The 15251-nt window shown below is 66.4% G+C and carries 15 protein-coding genes; 13 read left to right on the top strand and 2 right to left on the bottom strand.

All coding sequences use genetic code 11. The annotated features are described in order from the left end of the window. The 4 genes from B2Y21_RS15405 to B2Y21_RS15420 all read left to right on the top strand — a co-directional run. Positions 1-673: biotin--[acetyl-CoA-carboxylase] ligase (locus B2Y21_RS15405; RefSeq protein ID WP_292060712.1), on the top strand; the 673-nt coding region annotated here is incomplete at its 5' end. After that, positions 670-1464 (top strand): type III pantothenate kinase, encoded by a 795-nt coding sequence (locus tag B2Y21_RS15410; protein ID WP_292060809.1) that lies wholly within the window; start codon positions 670-672, stop codon positions 1462-1464. The genes B2Y21_RS15405 and B2Y21_RS15410, both read left to right, overlap by 4 nt. 6 nt (positions 1465-1470) lie before the next feature. Beyond that, complete coding sequence (locus tag B2Y21_RS15415) at positions 1471-3147, top strand: ribonuclease J (protein ID WP_292060713.1); 1677 nt, start codon at positions 1471-1473, stop codon at positions 3145-3147. Continuing rightward, a complete protein-coding gene (locus B2Y21_RS15420) occupies positions 3147-3485 on the top strand; it encodes a DUF3088 family protein (protein ID WP_125900152.1) in 339 nt (112 codons plus the stop codon). The genes B2Y21_RS15415 and B2Y21_RS15420 overlap by 1 nt, the downstream gene beginning before the upstream one ends. A 173-nt stretch (positions 3486-3658) precedes the next feature. Here the strand turns inward: B2Y21_RS15420 and B2Y21_RS15425 are convergent, their stop codons facing one another. Further along, the gene (locus B2Y21_RS15425; protein ID WP_292060715.1) at positions 3659-4012 is read right to left on the bottom strand and encodes a 5-carboxymethyl-2-hydroxymuconate Delta-isomerase; all 354 of its coding nucleotides are present in this window, start codon (positions 4010-4012) and stop codon (positions 3659-3661) included. 74 nt (positions 4013-4086) lie between these two features. Here B2Y21_RS15425 and B2Y21_RS15430 point away from each other — a divergent pair, with 74 nt between their 5' ends. Genes B2Y21_RS15430 through B2Y21_RS15445 form a run of 4 tightly spaced genes read left to right on the top strand, consistent with a single transcriptional unit; the run spans position 4087 to position 7776 of the window. After that, positions 4087-4353, top strand: coding sequence for a DUF1467 family protein (locus B2Y21_RS15430; protein ID WP_087141628.1), 267 nt, complete (start codon positions 4087-4089; stop codon positions 4351-4353). Between the two features lie 60 nt (positions 4354-4413). Then, on the top strand, positions 4414-5730 hold the full coding sequence (gene proS, locus B2Y21_RS15435) for a proline--tRNA ligase (RefSeq protein ID WP_292060717.1): 1317 nt from the start codon (positions 4414-4416) through the stop codon (positions 5728-5730). Beyond that, complete coding sequence (locus tag B2Y21_RS15440; RefSeq protein ID WP_292060718.1) at positions 5727-7040, top strand: lipoprotein-releasing ABC transporter permease subunit; 1314 nt, start codon at positions 5727-5729, stop codon at positions 7038-7040. Before proS ends, B2Y21_RS15440 begins: the two co-directional genes overlap by 4 nt. Continuing rightward, complete coding sequence (locus tag B2Y21_RS15445; RefSeq protein ID WP_292060719.1) at positions 7033-7776, top strand: ABC transporter ATP-binding protein; 744 nt, start codon at positions 7033-7035, stop codon at positions 7774-7776. The genes B2Y21_RS15440 and B2Y21_RS15445 overlap by 8 nt, the downstream gene beginning before the upstream one ends. On the opposite strand, the gene B2Y21_RS15450 is transcribed toward B2Y21_RS15445, so the two are convergent. Next, positions 7773-8093, bottom strand: a complete 321-nt coding sequence (locus tag B2Y21_RS15450; RefSeq protein WP_292060720.1) for a hypothetical protein — start codon at positions 8091-8093, stop codon at positions 7773-7775. The two genes, B2Y21_RS15445 and B2Y21_RS15450, sit on opposite strands and share 4 nt — an antisense overlap. Before the next feature lie 231 nt (positions 8094-8324). Between B2Y21_RS15450 and B2Y21_RS15455 the strand changes: the two genes are divergently transcribed. The 5 genes from B2Y21_RS15455 (at position 8325) to tsf (ending at position 15160) form a co-directional block, all read left to right on the top strand. After that, positions 8325-8984, top strand: coding sequence for a response regulator transcription factor (locus B2Y21_RS15455; protein WP_292060721.1), 660 nt, complete (start codon positions 8325-8327; stop codon positions 8982-8984). Between the two features lie 233 nt (positions 8985-9217). Next, positions 9218-12673 carry a DNA polymerase III subunit alpha gene (gene dnaE, locus B2Y21_RS15460; RefSeq protein WP_292060722.1) on the top strand — a complete coding sequence of 1152 codons (3456 nt, stop codon included), beginning with the start codon at positions 9218-9220 and terminating at the stop codon, positions 12671-12673. After that, positions 12673-13038, top strand: coding sequence for a GFA family protein (locus tag B2Y21_RS15465; RefSeq protein WP_292060723.1), 366 nt, complete (start codon positions 12673-12675; stop codon positions 13036-13038). Before dnaE ends, B2Y21_RS15465 begins: the two co-directional genes overlap by 1 nt. A gap of 240 nt (positions 13039-13278) precedes the next feature. Beyond that, entirely contained in the window at positions 13279-14121 is an 843-nt protein-coding gene (gene rpsB / locus B2Y21_RS15470; RefSeq protein WP_292060724.1) for a 30S ribosomal protein S2, read from the top strand. Between the two features lie 100 nt (positions 14122-14221). Beyond that, positions 14222-15160 carry a translation elongation factor Ts gene (gene tsf, locus B2Y21_RS15475; RefSeq protein WP_292060726.1) on the top strand — a complete coding sequence of 313 codons (939 nt, stop codon included), beginning with the start codon at positions 14222-14224 and terminating at the stop codon, positions 15158-15160. Positions 15161-15251: the final 91 nt, after the last annotated feature.

A 15251-nucleotide genomic window follows, 5' to 3' on the forward strand; every position in this document is an offset into this window, starting at 1 on the left:
CGAGGCCGGGCCGCTGTGGATCGCGGCCCGGCGTCAATCCGCCGGGCGGGGCCGTCGCGGCCGCGCCTGGGACAGCCGGGACGGCAATCTGGCCACGACCCTGCTGCTGACGCTGAACCGCACTCCGGCCGAGGCGGCGCAACTGACCTTCGCCGCCGCACTGGCGGTGGCCGATCTGCTGGACCGTTATGTCCCACCCGCGCTGGTCAGCATCAAATGGCCCAATGACGTGCTGCTGGACGGGCGAAAGTCGTCGGGCATCCTGATCGAATCCGGTCCTGCGCCGTCTGGCGGCCTGTGGCTGGCCGTGGGCATCGGCGTGAACCTGTCCCACGCGCCCGAAGGGACCGAGCGCCCGACCACCTGCATCGCCGAGCACCTGCGTCACGACGTGGCCGCCGCGCCGTCGATGGAGGAGGGGGCGAGGGCGCTGGCCGAAACCTTCGACGCCTGGTTGGAACGCTGGACGCGCTTGGGCTTTCAGCCGGTGCTGGACGCCTGGGTCGCGCGGACGCCGGGCCTGTTCGGGCCATGCACGGCGCGGTTGAGCCATGAAACCCTGAGCGGGATCGCCGACGGCGTCGAGGCCGACGGGGCCCTGCGCCTGAAACTGCCGGACGGAAGCCTGCGGGTCATCTCCGCCGGCGACGTCTTCTTCGGAGAGGCCGCCTGATGCTGCTGGCGATCGAGCAAGGCAACACGAATACGCTTTTCGCCGTTCACGATGGCGAAGAGTGGATCTTCCAGTGGCGCACCGCCACCGATCCCATGCGCACGGCCGATGAATACGCCGTCTGGCTGCATCAACTGTTCGAGATGCGCGGCCAGGGCCAGACCATGGCCGACATGGACGGCTGCATCATCTCCAGCGTGGTGCCGCAGTCGATCTTCAACCTGCGCAACCTGGCGCGGCGCTATCTGAACGTCGAACCCCTGGTGATCGGCGAGAACGTCAAACTGGGCATTGAGGTCCGCATCCATAAGCCCAGCGAGGCCGGGGCCGACCGTCTGGTCAACGCCATCGGCGCGCTTCAGGTCTATGAGGGCGACCTGTTGCTGATCGACAGCGGCACGGCGACGACCTTCGACGTCGTGTCCGGGGCGAACGGGCAGGGTGCGGGGGCCTTTGAAGGCGGGCTGATCGCGCCGGGCATCAACCTGTCGCTTCAGGCCCTGCACGAGGCGGCGGCCAAGCTGCCGCGCATCGCCATCCAGCGCCCCGACACCGTGATCGGGCGCGACACCGTCACCTCCATGCAATCGGGCGTCTTCTGGGGCTATATCGCCCTGATCGAAGGGCTGGTGGACCGTATCAAGGCCGAGTGGGGCAAGCCCATGACGGTCATCGGCACCGGCGGCGTCGCCTCCCTGTTCGAGGGCGCAACCGACTCTATCGACCGGTTTGATCCGGACCTGACCATCCGCGGCCTACTCGAAATCTGGCGGCGGAACTCCCATCTGTAAGGCCGTATGAAAAAGCAAAATCAAAACGACGAACTCGTCTTCCTGCCGCTGGGCGGCTCGAACGAGGTCGGCATGAACCTGAACGCCTATGGTTTCGGCCCGGCGCATGACCGCAAATGGATCATCGTCGACGTCGGCGTGACCTTCGGCGACCAGTCCACGCCGGGCGTGGACGTCATCGTGCCCGATCCGACCTTCCTGGAAGGCGAGAACATTCTGGGCATTGTGCTGACGCACGCCCACGAAGACCATATCGGCGCCCTGGGCTGGCTGTGGCCGCGCATTCAGGCGCCGCTGTACGCCACGCCCTTCACCGCCTTCCTGATCCGCGAGAAGCTGCGCGACGCGGGCATCTATGAAGATGTCGAGTTGCATGAGGCACCGCTGGGTTCGACGGTGAACCTGGGCCCGTTCGAGGTGACCTATGTCACCATCACCCACTCGATCGCCGAGCCGAACGGCCTGGCCATCAAGACGCCGCTGGGCACGGTGCTGCACACGGGCGACTGGAAGATCGACAACGATCCGGTCGTGGGAGAGCGCACCGACGTCGACTTCATCCAGAAGCTGGGCGACGAGGGCGTCCTGGCGATGGTGTGCGACTCCACCAACGTCTTCGTGGACGGCGTCGCCGGGTCCGAAGGCGATGTGAAGGTCAAGCTGGCCGAACTGATCCAGGGCCTGAAGGGCCGGGTCGCCGTGGGTTGCTTCGCCTCGAACGTCGCGCGGATGCACAGCGTCATCAGCGCGGCCGAGGCCGCCGGGCGCCGCGTGGCCCTGGCCGGGCGCTCGATGCACCGCATCACCGCCGCCGCCAAGTCGGTCGGCATGTTGAACGACATCAAGCCCTTCCTGTCCGAACAGGAGGCCAAGGTCTGGCCGGCCGACGAAATCCTGTACCTGTGCACCGGCAGCCAGGGCGAGGCGCGCGCCGCCCTGTCGCGCGTGGCCGAAGGGACGCATCCCTTCATCAAGCTGGGCGAGGGGGATCACTGCATCTTCTCGTCGCGCGTCATCCCCGGCAACGAGCTGTCCATCGGCCGTCTGCAGGACAAGATGGCTGAGCGCGGAATCCGCATCTACACCGAGAAGGATCACCCCGGCATCCACGTCTCGGGCCACCCGTGCCGCGACGAACTGCGCCAGATGTATCAGTGGGCCCGGCCGCAGATCGCGGTGCCGACCCACGGCATGCGCCGCCACCTGATCGAGCACGGCAACCTGGCCAAAGACATGCAGGTGCCGGAGACGGTCACGCCGCGCAACGGCGACATGGTGCGCCTGGCGCCCGGACCCGCCGCCATCATTGACGAAGTGCCCTCGGGCCGTCTGTTCGTCGACGGCGGCATGCTGGTGGAAGAGGCCGGCGAGGCCCTGCGCGAGCGCAAGCACGCCGCCAGCAACGGCATTCTGATCGTCAGCTTCGCCCTGGACAAGCGCGGCCGGATCGCCAGCGACATCGACGTGCGCGGCATCGGCCTGCCGGGCGACGCCGACCGTCCGCTGGGCGATGTGCTGGACGACATGGCCGAGCGCGTCGAGAACACGGTGCGCGGCCTGAAGGGCGAGGCGCTGGAAGACGAAGCCGTCATCGAACAGGCGGTCAGCCGGACCTTGAAGAAGGCCAGCCAGCAGATCTGGGATCGTCGTCCGATCGTGGAAACCGTGGTGCTGAGGCTCTGATGGCGGACCGTCTGTATCTTCTGAACGCCGACTGGTTCGACGATCAGGGCGGGCCATGGTTCTGCCCGCCCGGCGCGCGGATCGAGGGGGTGCTGGGCCTGTACCCGCGCCTGCGCGAGCATCTGACGGTGACCCACCTGGATCACCCGCGCCCGCGCCCGGCCGTGATCGCCGAAGTGGGGGAGGCGAACCAGAGCTGTCCCCTGCTGGTGCTGGACGGCGAGTTCGACTGGCCCGACGCCCAGGTCAGCGAAGAGACCGGCGCGCGCTTCCTGCAGGACGACGCCATCCTGCCGTACTGGGCCGCGCGCTACGGGATCGGGCGGCCGCATCCGTAAGCAGCGAACCCTTCTCCCGATGGGAGAAGGTGGCCTGAAGGGCCGGATGAGGGTTCCCGGCTGAAGTCGGCGAAAGCCGTTGCAAATCGGCTGATTGCGGAACCCTCACCCTTTCGCCTGTTCCAATCGCTCCGCTCTTGGAGGCTCAAGCCCTCTCCCATCGGGAGAGGGGGTTAGAGCGTGACCTTGCGGTAGTTGTCGCGGTCCAGCGCGCCGATCTCGACCGAGATCTGGCGGGGGCCGTCATAGGGCGCGACGCCGGCCAGCAGGGCGGCCTGCACGGCTTCGCCCAGGGCGGTTTTCTGTTCCTGGGTGCGGCCGCTGAGGATGCGCAGGTCGCAGTGGACCATGGCCTGATCCGGGTCGCCGTCGGCGATGATCAGGCGGTCGCAGCGCACGATGCGCGTCTTGCAGGCGGGAAGGGTCGCGCCGACCGTCTCGACACAGAGGCGATGAATCTCCAGCGCCAGGGCGCGCCAGTCGGTCGCGTCGAAATGGGTGGAGTGTTCCAGCGTAATCTGTGGCATTCAGGGCGTCCTTGTTGCAGCGCCTCTCCTTATCGCGCCGCGACGATGATTGCGATGAACGGACTCTAGAGACGATGCCCCTTGGCCCCTTCACCCTGGTCGCCACCTTTCTGACGGTGTGGTGGATCGTGTTGTTCGCGATTCTGCCGCTGGGCATGTCGGACCAGATCAAGGATCCGCCGACGGACGGCACCCAGTGGGGCGCGCCGAAGAACCCGAACCTCAAGAAGAAGTTCATCACCACGACCTGGGTGTCGATCATCGTCTGGCTCATCATCGTCGCCATCGTCTGGATCGGCTGGACCCCCGTGCCCGATATCACCCACGCGAACGCGCTCTAGCTTTCGCCCCCTTCGCCCGGTTAAACCTCGGGCCTGACTGAATTTGCCGAGAATCCTCCCATGCGCCTGTCGCGCTACTTCCTGCCGATCCTGAAAGAAGCCCCCTCCGACGCCCAGATCGTGTCGCATCAGCTGATGCTGCGCGCGGGCATGATCAAGCAGGAGGCCGCCGGCATCTACGCCTGGCTGCCATTGGGCCTGCGGGTGCTGCGCAAGATCGAAGGCATCGTCCGCGACGAGCAGGTCAAGGCCGGCGCCGTCGAACTGCTGATGCCGACGTTGCAACTGGCGGACCTGTGGCGCGAGAGCGGTCGCTACGACGCCTATGGCCCCGAGATGCTGCGCATCACCGACCGTCACGAGCGCGAACTGCTGTACGGGCCGACCAACGAGGAAATGGTCACGGACATCTTCCGGGCCTATGTGAAGTCGTACAAGGCTCTGCCGCTGAACCTCTTCCACATCCAGTGGAAGTTCCGCGACGAGCGCCGCCCGCGCTTCGGCGTCATGCGCGGCCGCGAGTTCCTGATGAAGGACGCCTATTCCTTCGATCTGGACGAGGCCTCGGCCCGCATCGCCTACAAGCGGATGTTCGCCGCCTATCTGAACACCTTCGCTCGGCTGGGCCTGAAGGCGGTGCCGATGCGCGCTGACACCGGCCCGATCGGCGGCGACCTGAGCCACGAGTTCATCGTCCTGGCCGAGACCGGCGAGAGCGAGGTCTTCTGCGACCGCAAGCTGGTCGAGATGGCCGCACCCGGCCACAATCTCAGCGTCGAACAGTTGGAGGGCGTGTTCAACGAACGCACGGCCCTCTACGCCGCGACCGAGGAAATGCACGACGTCGCCCAGTTCGAGACCCAGACCGCCGAAGGCGACCGCCTGTCGGCGCGCGGCATCGAGGTCGGCCACATCTTCTACTTCGGCACCAAATACTCGGCCGCCATGAAGGCCAAGGTCGCCGGGCCGAACGGCCAAGACACCGAGGTCCACATGGGCAGCTACGGCGTCGGCGTGTCGCGCCTGCTGGGCGCCATCATCGAGGCCAGCCATGACGAGGGCGGCATCATCTGGCCGGATTCGGTCGCACCGTTCGACGTGGTGGTGATCAACCTGCGCGCCAGCGACGAGGCGGTCTCGGCCGCCTGTGAAGACGCCGTGGCCAAGCTGGAAGCCCTGGGCAAGGACGTCCTCTACGACGACACGGACGAGCGGCCGGGCGGCAAGTTCGCCACCGCCGACCTGATCGGCGTGCCGTGGCAGCTGACCATCGGGCCCAAGGGCCTGGCTGACGGCGTGGTCGAACTGAAGCGCCGCGCCACCGGCGAGAAGCAGAGCCTGTCGCTGGACGCCGCCCTGGAGCTGCTGACGAAATGACCGACGCCGCGACGGCTTCCGCCCCGCAGCCCGCGCCCAAGCCGGCCGGCCCGTTCTCCAGCTGGGAGATCGGGCTGGCGCTCCGCTATCTGCGCGCCAAGCGCAAGCAGGGCGGGGTGGCGCTGATCGCCATGATCAGCTTCATCGGCATCATGCTGGCCGTCGCCGTGCTGATCAGCGTGATGAGCATCATGGCGGGCTTCCGCGGCACGCTCATGGACCGGATCCTGTCGTTCAACGGCCATATGTATGTGCAGGGGCCGGTGCTCTATGCGCCCGATCGCGACGCCGCGCTGAAGCGGATCGCCGACGTGCCGGGCGTGGTCGCGGTGACGCCCCTGATCGAAAGCCCGGCAATGTTCCGCGCTGGCGGGGCGGCGACCGGCGGCATGGTTCGCGGCGTGCGGCCGCAGGATCTGACCTCGACCAAGTTCGTCTATGACAGCCTGACCCCTGAGGCGCGCGAGCGGTTCGGCAAGGGCCAGTACGGCGGCGATCAGGTGCTGATCGGCAAGAGTCTGGCCGAGCAGATGGGCCTGCGCGAAGGCGACCCGATCTCCCTTTACACGCCGACCGGCGCAGACAGCGCCTTCGGCAATCTGGGCGGCTTGGAGAAGACCTATATCGTCGGCGGAATCTATACGTCGGGCGCGGCGGACTATGATCGCGCCTTCATCTTCATGCCGCTGGAACAGGCGCAACTGTTCTTCGGCAAGGACGGCGTCTGGGACGTCATCGAGATGAAGGTGGCGGAGCCCGATCTGGTCGAAAACCTGCTGACGCCGGTTCAGCGCGCGGCCGGACCGGGCAGCGTCGTCACCGATTGGCGCAATCGCCAGGCCGCCATCTGGGGCGCGCTGAAGGTCGAGCGCGTGGCCATGAGCATCATCCTGGGCATGGTGGTCGCCATCGCCGCCATGAACATCATCAGCGGCATCGTCATGCTGGTGAAGAACAAGACGCGCGACATCGCCATCCTGCGCACCGTCGGCGCCAGCCAGTCGTCCATCCTGCGCATCTTCTTCATGTCGGGCGCGGCCATCGGCATCGGCGGCACCATCGCGGGCCTGGTTCTGGGCTTGCTGTTCTGCTGGAACATCGGGGCGATCCAGCATTTCCTCGAAGGCCTGCTGGGCGTCCAGCTGTTCAACGCCGAGGTCTATATGCTGGATTCCGTTCCGGCCAAGGTGGACCCGTGGGACGTGACCTGGGTCGCGGTCTTCTCCTTCTTCATGAGCTGCCTGGCCAGCTTGCCGCCGTCGTGGAATGCGTCGCGCATCGATCCGGTGGAGGCCCTGCGCTTTGAATAGGTTGCTGAAGAAGAAGCCCGCCGTCGCCGCCGAGACGAACGGCGCCATCCTGTCGTTGCGCGGGGTGACGCGCACCTATCCGACGGCCCAGGGCGGGCTGACGGTGCTGAAGGGCGTCGATCTGGAGGTCATGCCGGGCGAGGTCGTCGGCCTGATCGGTCCCTCGGGCTCGGGCAAGTCCAGCCTGCTGCACGCGGCGGGTCTGCTGGAGCGGCCGACCAGCGGCCAGGTGCTGATCGACGGCGAGGACGTCGGCGGTCTGGACGAGCGGGCGCGCACGCGCCTGCGTCTGCACCGCATCGGCTTCGTCTATCAGTTCCATCACCTTCTGCCGGAGTTTGATGCTCTGGATAATGTGGCCCTGCCGATGCGCATCGCAGGCGTAGGGGAAGGGGAGGCGCGGCGTCGCGCGACCGAGAAGCTGACGGCGCTCGGTCTGGGCCAGCGAGTCACGCACCAGCCCGCGCAACTGTCGGGCGGCGAACAGCAGCGCGTCGCCATCGCCCGCGCCCTGGCCAACAGCCCGCGCCTGCTGCTGGCGGACGAGCCGACCGGCAACCTGGACCCGGCCACCAGCCAGGCGGTGTTCGAATCCCTGCGCGAACTGGCCAAGACCACGGGCGTCGCCGCCCTGATCGCCACGCACAACATGGAGCTGGCCGGTCACATGGACCGCGTCTTCGCCCTGAAGGACGGCCACCTGGAACAGCGGGCGGCCGAAAGCCACGCCTACTAGGAGGCGATGAGCCGCGTCGTCGCCTTCAGCGGCGTGCGATAGGGCATCATGGTCCAATGCAGCGCAGCCGCGCCCAGCAGGGGCGGGACGTCGGCGTATCGGGGATGAACCGGGTCGATCGCGCGACGCAGGACCGCTGTCTCGTCCGGTCTGAGCGGCGGTTGAGACAGCGCCAGGACACGGTGGATGCGAAACTGCACCGTTTGCCGCCAGGCCTCCGTCGACGCCGTCTCGCAGGGACTGGCGCCGAGCAGTTGAAGGAAGCCGTCAAGAGCGCCGGGCGATCCTTCCATGGCGTAGATGATGACGTCGTCCACACTGGCCGCCACGCCGGCGAGTCCCAACGACCGGGCTTGGTCGCGGCGCATATCGATCAGGGCCGGCCACCGTGCGCCTTGCGCGAAACCTGACGGAGGTCGGGTCAGGAATACGGCGCTTTGCAACACAGCGAGCCTCCATGTTCGCCTCGGCGTAACTGAAATATCGTTCTGCGTATGCTCACGCGGGATCAACTGCGTGGGACTACGAGGTTTTTCCCGCGCTAAGCCTTGCGTAGTTTCAACGACATGATGCGTGATGGCGTGGACGGCGGTCGAAATGGACAAGATGCGGAAAGGGTTGGGCGCGCTATCGCTGAAATCGCCATCATCGATGATGATCGGGCGCTGCTGGAGCTGACCCTTTTGGCGGTGCGCGAGGCGGGGTTCTCCGCCGTCGGTTTTCATGAACCGCTCGACGCCTTGATGTGGGCGTCCGACGCCGATCCGACCTGCCTCGTCGCCGATCTGAAGATGCCGGGTGTCGAAGGGTTGGATCTGGTGGCCGCCTTCTGCGCCCTGAACCGACATGCCGTCATCGTCGTCAGCGCCTTCGTGGACGTGCGGACGACGGTGGACGCCATGCGCCTGGGCGTGGACGATGTTCTGCCCAAGCCCACGACGATCGATGAGTTGGTGCGCGCCCTGCGTCGCGGGGCGGAGGCCTTGGCGTCCACGCCGGCGCGTGAGGAACTGACCTTCACCCGCCGCGAGCGTCAGGTCGCAGAAATGCTGGTTGAGGGGCTGACGACCAAGCAGATCGCCCAGAACCTGGAGCTGAGCCCGCGGACGGTCGAATTCTTCCGCGCCAGCCTGCTGCGCAAGACCCAGTCCCCCAACTCGGCCGCCCTGGCCTCGGCGCTGACCCGGCTCGGCTTCCTCGCGAATTGAGGTTGACGAGAACAAAGAGGCAACCTAGAACAAATAGGCAACATTTGATCTGGGGATAAAATCAATGACGCGTTGGGTGAGGGATCTGCTGTCGCTTGCGTCCTGCGGCGGCTTCGTCTGGATGGTCTGGCAGGCGGCCTTCCTGGTGACATGACCGCGCCCCATTGAGGCGCGACTCCCTGCATGATGACGATGCGCCCGTATGATCGGGCGCTGCGATGCGGAGTTTTCGATTGGCGGATGCGGTGAACAGTCAGGGCTTTGTCCACCTGCGGGTCCGCAGCGCCTATTCGCTGCTGGAAGGGGCGATCAAGGCCGGCAAGATCGGCAAGATGGCCGCCGATGCTGGGATGCCGGCGGTGGGGGTGGCGGACCGCGCCAATCTGTTCGGCGCCCTTGAGTTCAGCCAGACGACCAAGGATGCGGGCGTCCAGCCCATCGTCGCATGCGCCCTGCCGGTGCTCGATATCGGCGGGCAGGTCGCCCAGCGCTGGGCCAAGACGCCGACGGTCGTGCTGATCGCTCAGAACGAGCAGGGCTGGCTCAACCTGTGCGCCCTGTCGTCCGCCGCCTATCTGGACGCAGGCGAGATGGCCGAGCCGGGCGTGCCCTGGGGACAGGTTGTGGATAAGTCCGACGGGTTGATCCTGCTGTCCGGCGGTCCCGACGGTCCCATTGATCCCCTGTTCGTGCAGAAGAAGCCGGCCGAGGCCGCCGAAGCCCTGGCGGAGATGAAGCGGGTGTTCGGCGACCGCTTCTATGTCGAACTGCAACGCCACGGCCTGTCCAGTGAGACGGTGGCCGAGGGCGGGCTGGTTGAATGGGCTTACGCCAACGACGCGCCGTTGGTCGCGACCAACGACGTCTATTACGCCAAGGCGGCTCAGGCGAAGTCGCACGACGCCTTGCTCTGTATCTCCGACGGCGCCTTCACGGGCCAGGAGGACCGCCGCCGCGTCACCGGCGAGCACTGGTTCAAGTCGGCCGAGGCGATGCGCGAACTGTTCGCGGACCTGCCCGAGGCTTGCGACAACACCATTCAGATCGCGCGCCGCTGCGCCTTCCTGGTCAAGACGCACAAGCCGATCCTGCCGCGCTTCGACACGGGCGCAGGCCGTTCGGAAGACGACGAACTGGCGCACCAGGCGCGCGAGGGGCTGAAGGCGCGGCTGGAGAAGAACCAGGCCTATGCGCCCGAGGAAGACTACTGGTCCCGCCTGGAATGGGAGGTCGGGATCATCCAGCAGATGGGGTTCCCCGGCTACTTCCTGATCGTGGCGGACTTCATCAAATGGGCCAAGCTGCATGACATCCCGGTGGGGCCGGGGCGGGGCTCGGGAGCCGGCTCCCTGGTCGCCTGGTCGCTGACCATCACCGACTTGGACCCCTTGCGGTTCGGCCTGCTGTTCGAGCGGTTCCTCAACCCCGAACGGGTCTCCATGCCCGACTTCGACATCGACTTCTGCCAGGAGCGACGCGAAGAGGTCATCGACTATGTTCAGGACCACTACGGCAAGGACCGGGTGGCTCAGATCATCACCTTCGGCACCCTGCAGGCGCGGGCCGTGCTGCGCGACGTGGGCCGGGTGCTGCAGATGCCGCTGGGCCAGGTGGATCGTCTGGCCAAGATGGTGCCGGCCAACCCCGCGAACCCCGTGACCCTGGCCCAGGCCATCGACCTGGAGCCGCGCCTGCGTGAGGCGCGCGACGCCGAGCCTGCCGTCAAGGCGTTGCTGGAGACGGCGCTGGAGCTTGAAGGCCTCTACCGCAACGCCTCGACCCACGCGGCGGGCATCGTCATCGGCGACCGGCCGCTGACGGAACTTGTGCCGCTGTATCAGGATCCGCGCTCCACCATCCCGGCCAGCCAGTTCAACATGAAGTGGGTCGAGCCCGCGGGCCTGGTGAAGTTCGACTTCCTGGGCCTGAAGACGCTGACGGTGCTGGATCGGGCCAAGAGCTATCTGGAACGGCGCGGCGCGGCCCAGGACTGGGGCCTGCTGCCGCTGGACGATCCCAAGACCTATGAGCTGATGGCCTCGGGCCAGACGGTCGGGGTGTTCCAGCTGGAATCCCAGGGCATGCGCGACACCCTGCGCAAGATGCGCTGCGGCTCGATCGAAGAGATTACGGCTCTGATCTCCCTTTATCGGCCGGGGCCGATGGAGATGATCGACACCTATATCGACCGGAAGTTCGGCCGGGCCGAGGTCGATTACCTGCACCCCAGCCTGAAGGAGGTGCTGACCGAGACCTACGGCGTCATCATCTACCAGGAACAGGTGATGAAGATCGCCCAGATCCTGGCGGGCTACAGCCTGGGCGAGGCCGATTTGCTGCGCCGCGCCATGGGCAAGAAGAAGAAGGAGGAGATGGATTTCCAGCGTCTCCGCTTCGTCAAGGGCGCGTCCGAGAAGTCCGTGCCGGAGGCCCAGTCGGGCTCCATCTTCGACCTGGTGGCCAAGTTCGCGGGCTATGGTTTCAACAAGTCGCACGCAGCGGCCTATGCGCTGATTTCGTTCCAGACGGGCTGGCTGAAGGCCAATCACCCGGTGGAGTTCTTCGCGGCGTCGATGAGTCTCGATCTGTCGAACACCGACAAGCTGGCGGTCTTCTATCAGGATTGCCGACGGTTCGAGGTTCCGGTTCTGGCGCCCGACATCAACCGTTCGTCCGCCGACTTCGACGTGTCGTGGAAGGACGGGCAGGGCAGCGTGCTCTATGCGCTGGGCGCCATCCGCAACGTGGGCCTGGAGGCGATGAAGCACGTCATCGAGGTGCGCGAGACGGGCGGGCCCTTCCCCGACATCTTCGACTTCCTGGAGCGGGTGGATCCGCGGGCGGTGAACAAGCGAGCGCTAGAAGGCCTGGCGCGCGCGGGCGCGTTCGACAGCATCCATCCGAACCGTCGCCAACTGTTCGAACAGGCCGATGTGCTGATCGCCTATTGCCAGAGCGTGGCGGCGGAGCGGGCCTCGTCCCAGGTTAGCCTGTTCGGCGCCGATCAGGCCGCTGCCGCGCGGCCGCGTCTGAAGAGCATGGAGCCGTGGGCCGGGCCGGACAAGCTGGATCAGGAGCTTTATGCTGTCGGCTTCTATCTGTCGGGTCACCCGCTGGAAGAACTGACGCCCGCCCTGAAACGCAAGCGCGTGACCTTCGTGGCCGAGGCGCAAGGCCTGGCTGAGGCGGGGCATGAAGCCTTCCAGATGGCCGGGGTCGTGCGCCGTCGTCAGGAGCGGGCCAGCGCCCGCACCGGCGAGAAGTTCGCCTTCGTCACCTTCTCGGACCCGACGGGCGAGTTCGAATGCCTGTTCCCGCCCGAACAGCTTCGGCGGTGCCGCGAGGTTCTGGAGGTCGGGACGTCGGTTTTAGTCAAGGTTCGGGCCAAGGCGGCCGACGGCGAGGTGCGCTTCTTCGGCGACGACGCCAGCCGCATGGACGTGTTGCTGGACGACGCCCAGATCGGGTTGCGCGTCGTCCTGTCGGCGCAATCGGCGGACGCCGAGGCGCTGAAGGCTCGGCTGGACCGGGCGCGAGCGCAGGGCAAGGGCGGCGAGGTCTGGCTGCAGGCGACGCTGGGCGGCCGCACCGAGGTCGAGATCAAGCTGCCGGGACGATACCGGCTGGACGCGGCGCTGCGCGGCGCGTTGAAGTCGGCGCCGGGGGTGGTGATGCTGGAGGACGCCTGATGAGCGAGACGAGCGTGAAGACCCATGCCGGGTCGTGCCACTGCGGCGCCGTGGCCTATGAGGTGGATGTCGGGCTGGACGGCCTGATGGAGTGCAACTGCTCCCATTGCTATCGCAAGGGGTTCGTCCTGGCCTTTGCGCCGCGTTCGGCTTTTCGCCTGACCAAGGGTGAGGAGGCGACGACCTCCTACTTCTTCAACCAGCACCAGATCGAGCATCGCTTCTGTCGGACCTGCGGGGTGCAGCCGTTCGGTTACGGCGCGGCGCCCGACGGCAGCGAGGTGGCGGCGATCAACATCCGCACCCTGACGGATGTGGAGCCGTGGGATTGGACCGCCCAGCGCGTGGACGGCCGCAGCTTCTGATCCTTTCGGCGGGCGCTGAGCCTGTTCGCGCGGTTTGGGGAGAGTGAGCCTGACGCGGCTTTGCGGCCCATCCCTTTCGACGCCTTGCCTTTTTCGGCCGTTTCGCCTACATGCGCGGCGCACTTCGCACGTGGGCGTGGCGCGGCCCGGGGAGACATCCCGGTCTGCACCGTTCCGAGGGATCAGCCGATCCTTTTAACCGCCCGCGCTAGGTTTGATCGGAAAAAGGAAAAGACGATCATGGCTCTGCCTGAATTCTCGATGCGTACGCTGCTGGAAGCCGGCGCTCACTTCGGCCACCAGACGCACCGCTGGAACCCGAAGATGGACCGCTACATCTTCGGCTCGCGCTCGAACATCCACATCATCGACCTGTCGCAGACGATGCCGCTGTTCCACCAGGCTCTGGTGGCTGTGCGCGACGTCGCCGCAAAGGGCGGCCGCGTCCTGTTCGTCGGCACCAAGCGTCAGGCCGCCGGCCCGGTGGCTGAAGCCGCCACGCGCTGCGCCCAATACTACATGAACAACCGCTGGCTGGGCGGCACGCTGACCAACTGGCGCACCGTTTCGGGCTCGATCGCTCGCCTGCGCGAGCTGGAAACCATCGTCGGCGCCGGCGGCGAAGGCCGTAACAAGAAAGAGCTGCTGACCCTGCAGCGCGAGAAGGACCGTCTGGAACTGTCGCTGGGCGGCATCAAGGACATGGGTTCGGTGCCGGACATCATGTTCGTGATCGACACCAACAAGGAAGCGATCGCGATCCAGGAAGCCCGCAAGCTGAACATCCCGATCATCGCCATCCTGGACACCAATTCGGACCCGGACGGCATCACCTATCCGGTGCCGGGCAACGATGACGCCGCTCGCGCCATCCAGACCTACTGCGACCTGATCGCCGACGCCGTTCTGGACGGCCTGGCCGCCGGCGCCGCCGCTCAGGGCATCGACCTGGGCGCTTCGGAAGCTCCGGTCGAGCCGGCCCTGCGTGAATCCGCCGTGGTTGAAGCCGAAGCCGCTCCGGCCGGCGCTGAAGGCGTGGCTGAAGAGCTGGTCGCCGCCGAGGCCGAGAAGGTCGAGGGCTGAGACTGACGTTCCGGCGCCGCCGCGCGCCGGACCGACGTCAACTTGACATGCGGCCGGGCTAAACAGTCCGGCCGCCCATTTTGAATTTCAGGAGAAGAACATGGCCGAGATCACTGCCGCCCTTGTGAAGGAGCTTCGCGAGCGTTCGGGCGTCGGCATGATGGACTGCAAGAAGGCGCTGGTTGAGACCAACGGCGACATCGAAGCAGCGATCGACTGGCTGCGCGCCAAGGGCCTGTCCAAGGCCGCCAAGAAGGCCGACCGCGTCGCCGCCGAGGGCCTGGTGGCCGTCGCCGTGCGTGAAGACGGCAAGGGCGAAGTCGCCTCGGCCATCGAGTTCAACGCCGAAACCGACTTCGTGGCCCGCAACGACCTGTTCCAGGCCGCGGCCAAGGAATTCGCTCAGCTGGGCCTGCACCACGACGGCGTCGACGCCATCCACGGCGCGACCCTGGAAAACGGCAAGACCGTTCAGGACGAAGTCACCAACCTGATCGCCACCATCGGCGAGAACATGCAACTGCGTCGCGCGGCTCGCCTGTCGGTCGGTGAAGGCGTGGTTTCGACCTACGTCCACAACGCCGTCTCGCCGAACGTCGGCCGCATCGGCGTGCTGGTCGCCCTGGAAGGCGCCGGCGACAAGGACGCCCTGCGTGAAGTGGGCCGCAAGATCGCCATGCACGTGGCGGCCACGGCTCCGCTGGCGCTGGACACCTCGGACCTGGACCCGGCCGCGATCGAAAAAGAACGCGCCGTCCTGATCGAGAAGGCCAAGGAAGAAGGCCGTCCGGAAAACATGATCGAAAAGATCGTGGAAGGTCAGATCAACAAGTTCCAGAAGGACGTGGTGCTGACCAAGCAGCCGTTCGTCATGGACCCGGACGTGACCATCGAACAGCTGGTCGCCAACACCGGCAAGGAGTTGGGCTCCACGCTGAAGCTGGCCGGCTTCGTCCGCATGGCGCTGGGTGAAGGCGTCGAGAAGGTCGAAACCCCCGACTTCGCGTCGGAAGTCGCCTCGATGACGGGCGGCAACTAACTCGAAACGTCTTCCCGAAAGGGAAGAATTTTCAAAAGGGCGCGTTCGGCTTTGAAGGCTGACGCGCCCTTCGTCTATGATGAGCCGCCGA

Origin of the sequence: Brevundimonas sp. UBA5936, assembly GCA_002430835.1 — a bacterium.
In the GTDB taxonomy this organism is placed as follows: domain Bacteria; phylum Pseudomonadota; class Alphaproteobacteria; order Caulobacterales; family Caulobacteraceae; genus Brevundimonas.

Excerpts from the sequence above, each read along its gene's own strand:
- B2Y21_RS15415 (WP_292060713.1), top strand. The coding sequence starts at position 1,471 with ATGAAAAAGCAAAATCAAAACGACGAACTCGTCTTCCTGCCGCTGGGC.
- B2Y21_RS15420 (WP_125900152.1), top strand. The coding sequence starts at position 3,147 with ATGGCGGACCGTCTGTATCTTCTGAACGCCGACTGGTTCGACGATCAG.
- B2Y21_RS15425 (WP_292060715.1), bottom strand. The coding sequence starts at position 4,012 with ATGCCACAGATTACGCTGGAACACTCCACCCATTTCGACGCGACCGAC.
- B2Y21_RS15430 (WP_087141628.1), top strand. The coding sequence starts at position 4,087 with ATGCCCCTTGGCCCCTTCACCCTGGTCGCCACCTTTCTGACGGTGTGG.
- proS (WP_292060717.1), top strand. The coding sequence starts at position 4,414 with ATGCGCCTGTCGCGCTACTTCCTGCCGATCCTGAAAGAAGCCCCCTCC.
- B2Y21_RS15440 (WP_292060718.1), top strand. The coding sequence starts at position 5,727 with ATGACCGACGCCGCGACGGCTTCCGCCCCGCAGCCCGCGCCCAAGCCG.
- B2Y21_RS15465 (WP_292060723.1), top strand. The coding sequence starts at position 12,673 with ATGAGCGAGACGAGCGTGAAGACCCATGCCGGGTCGTGCCACTGCGGC.
- rpsB (WP_292060724.1), top strand. The coding sequence starts at position 13,279 with ATGGCTCTGCCTGAATTCTCGATGCGTACGCTGCTGGAAGCCGGCGCT.
- tsf (WP_292060726.1), top strand. The coding sequence starts at position 14,222 with ATGGCCGAGATCACTGCCGCCCTTGTGAAGGAGCTTCGCGAGCGTTCG.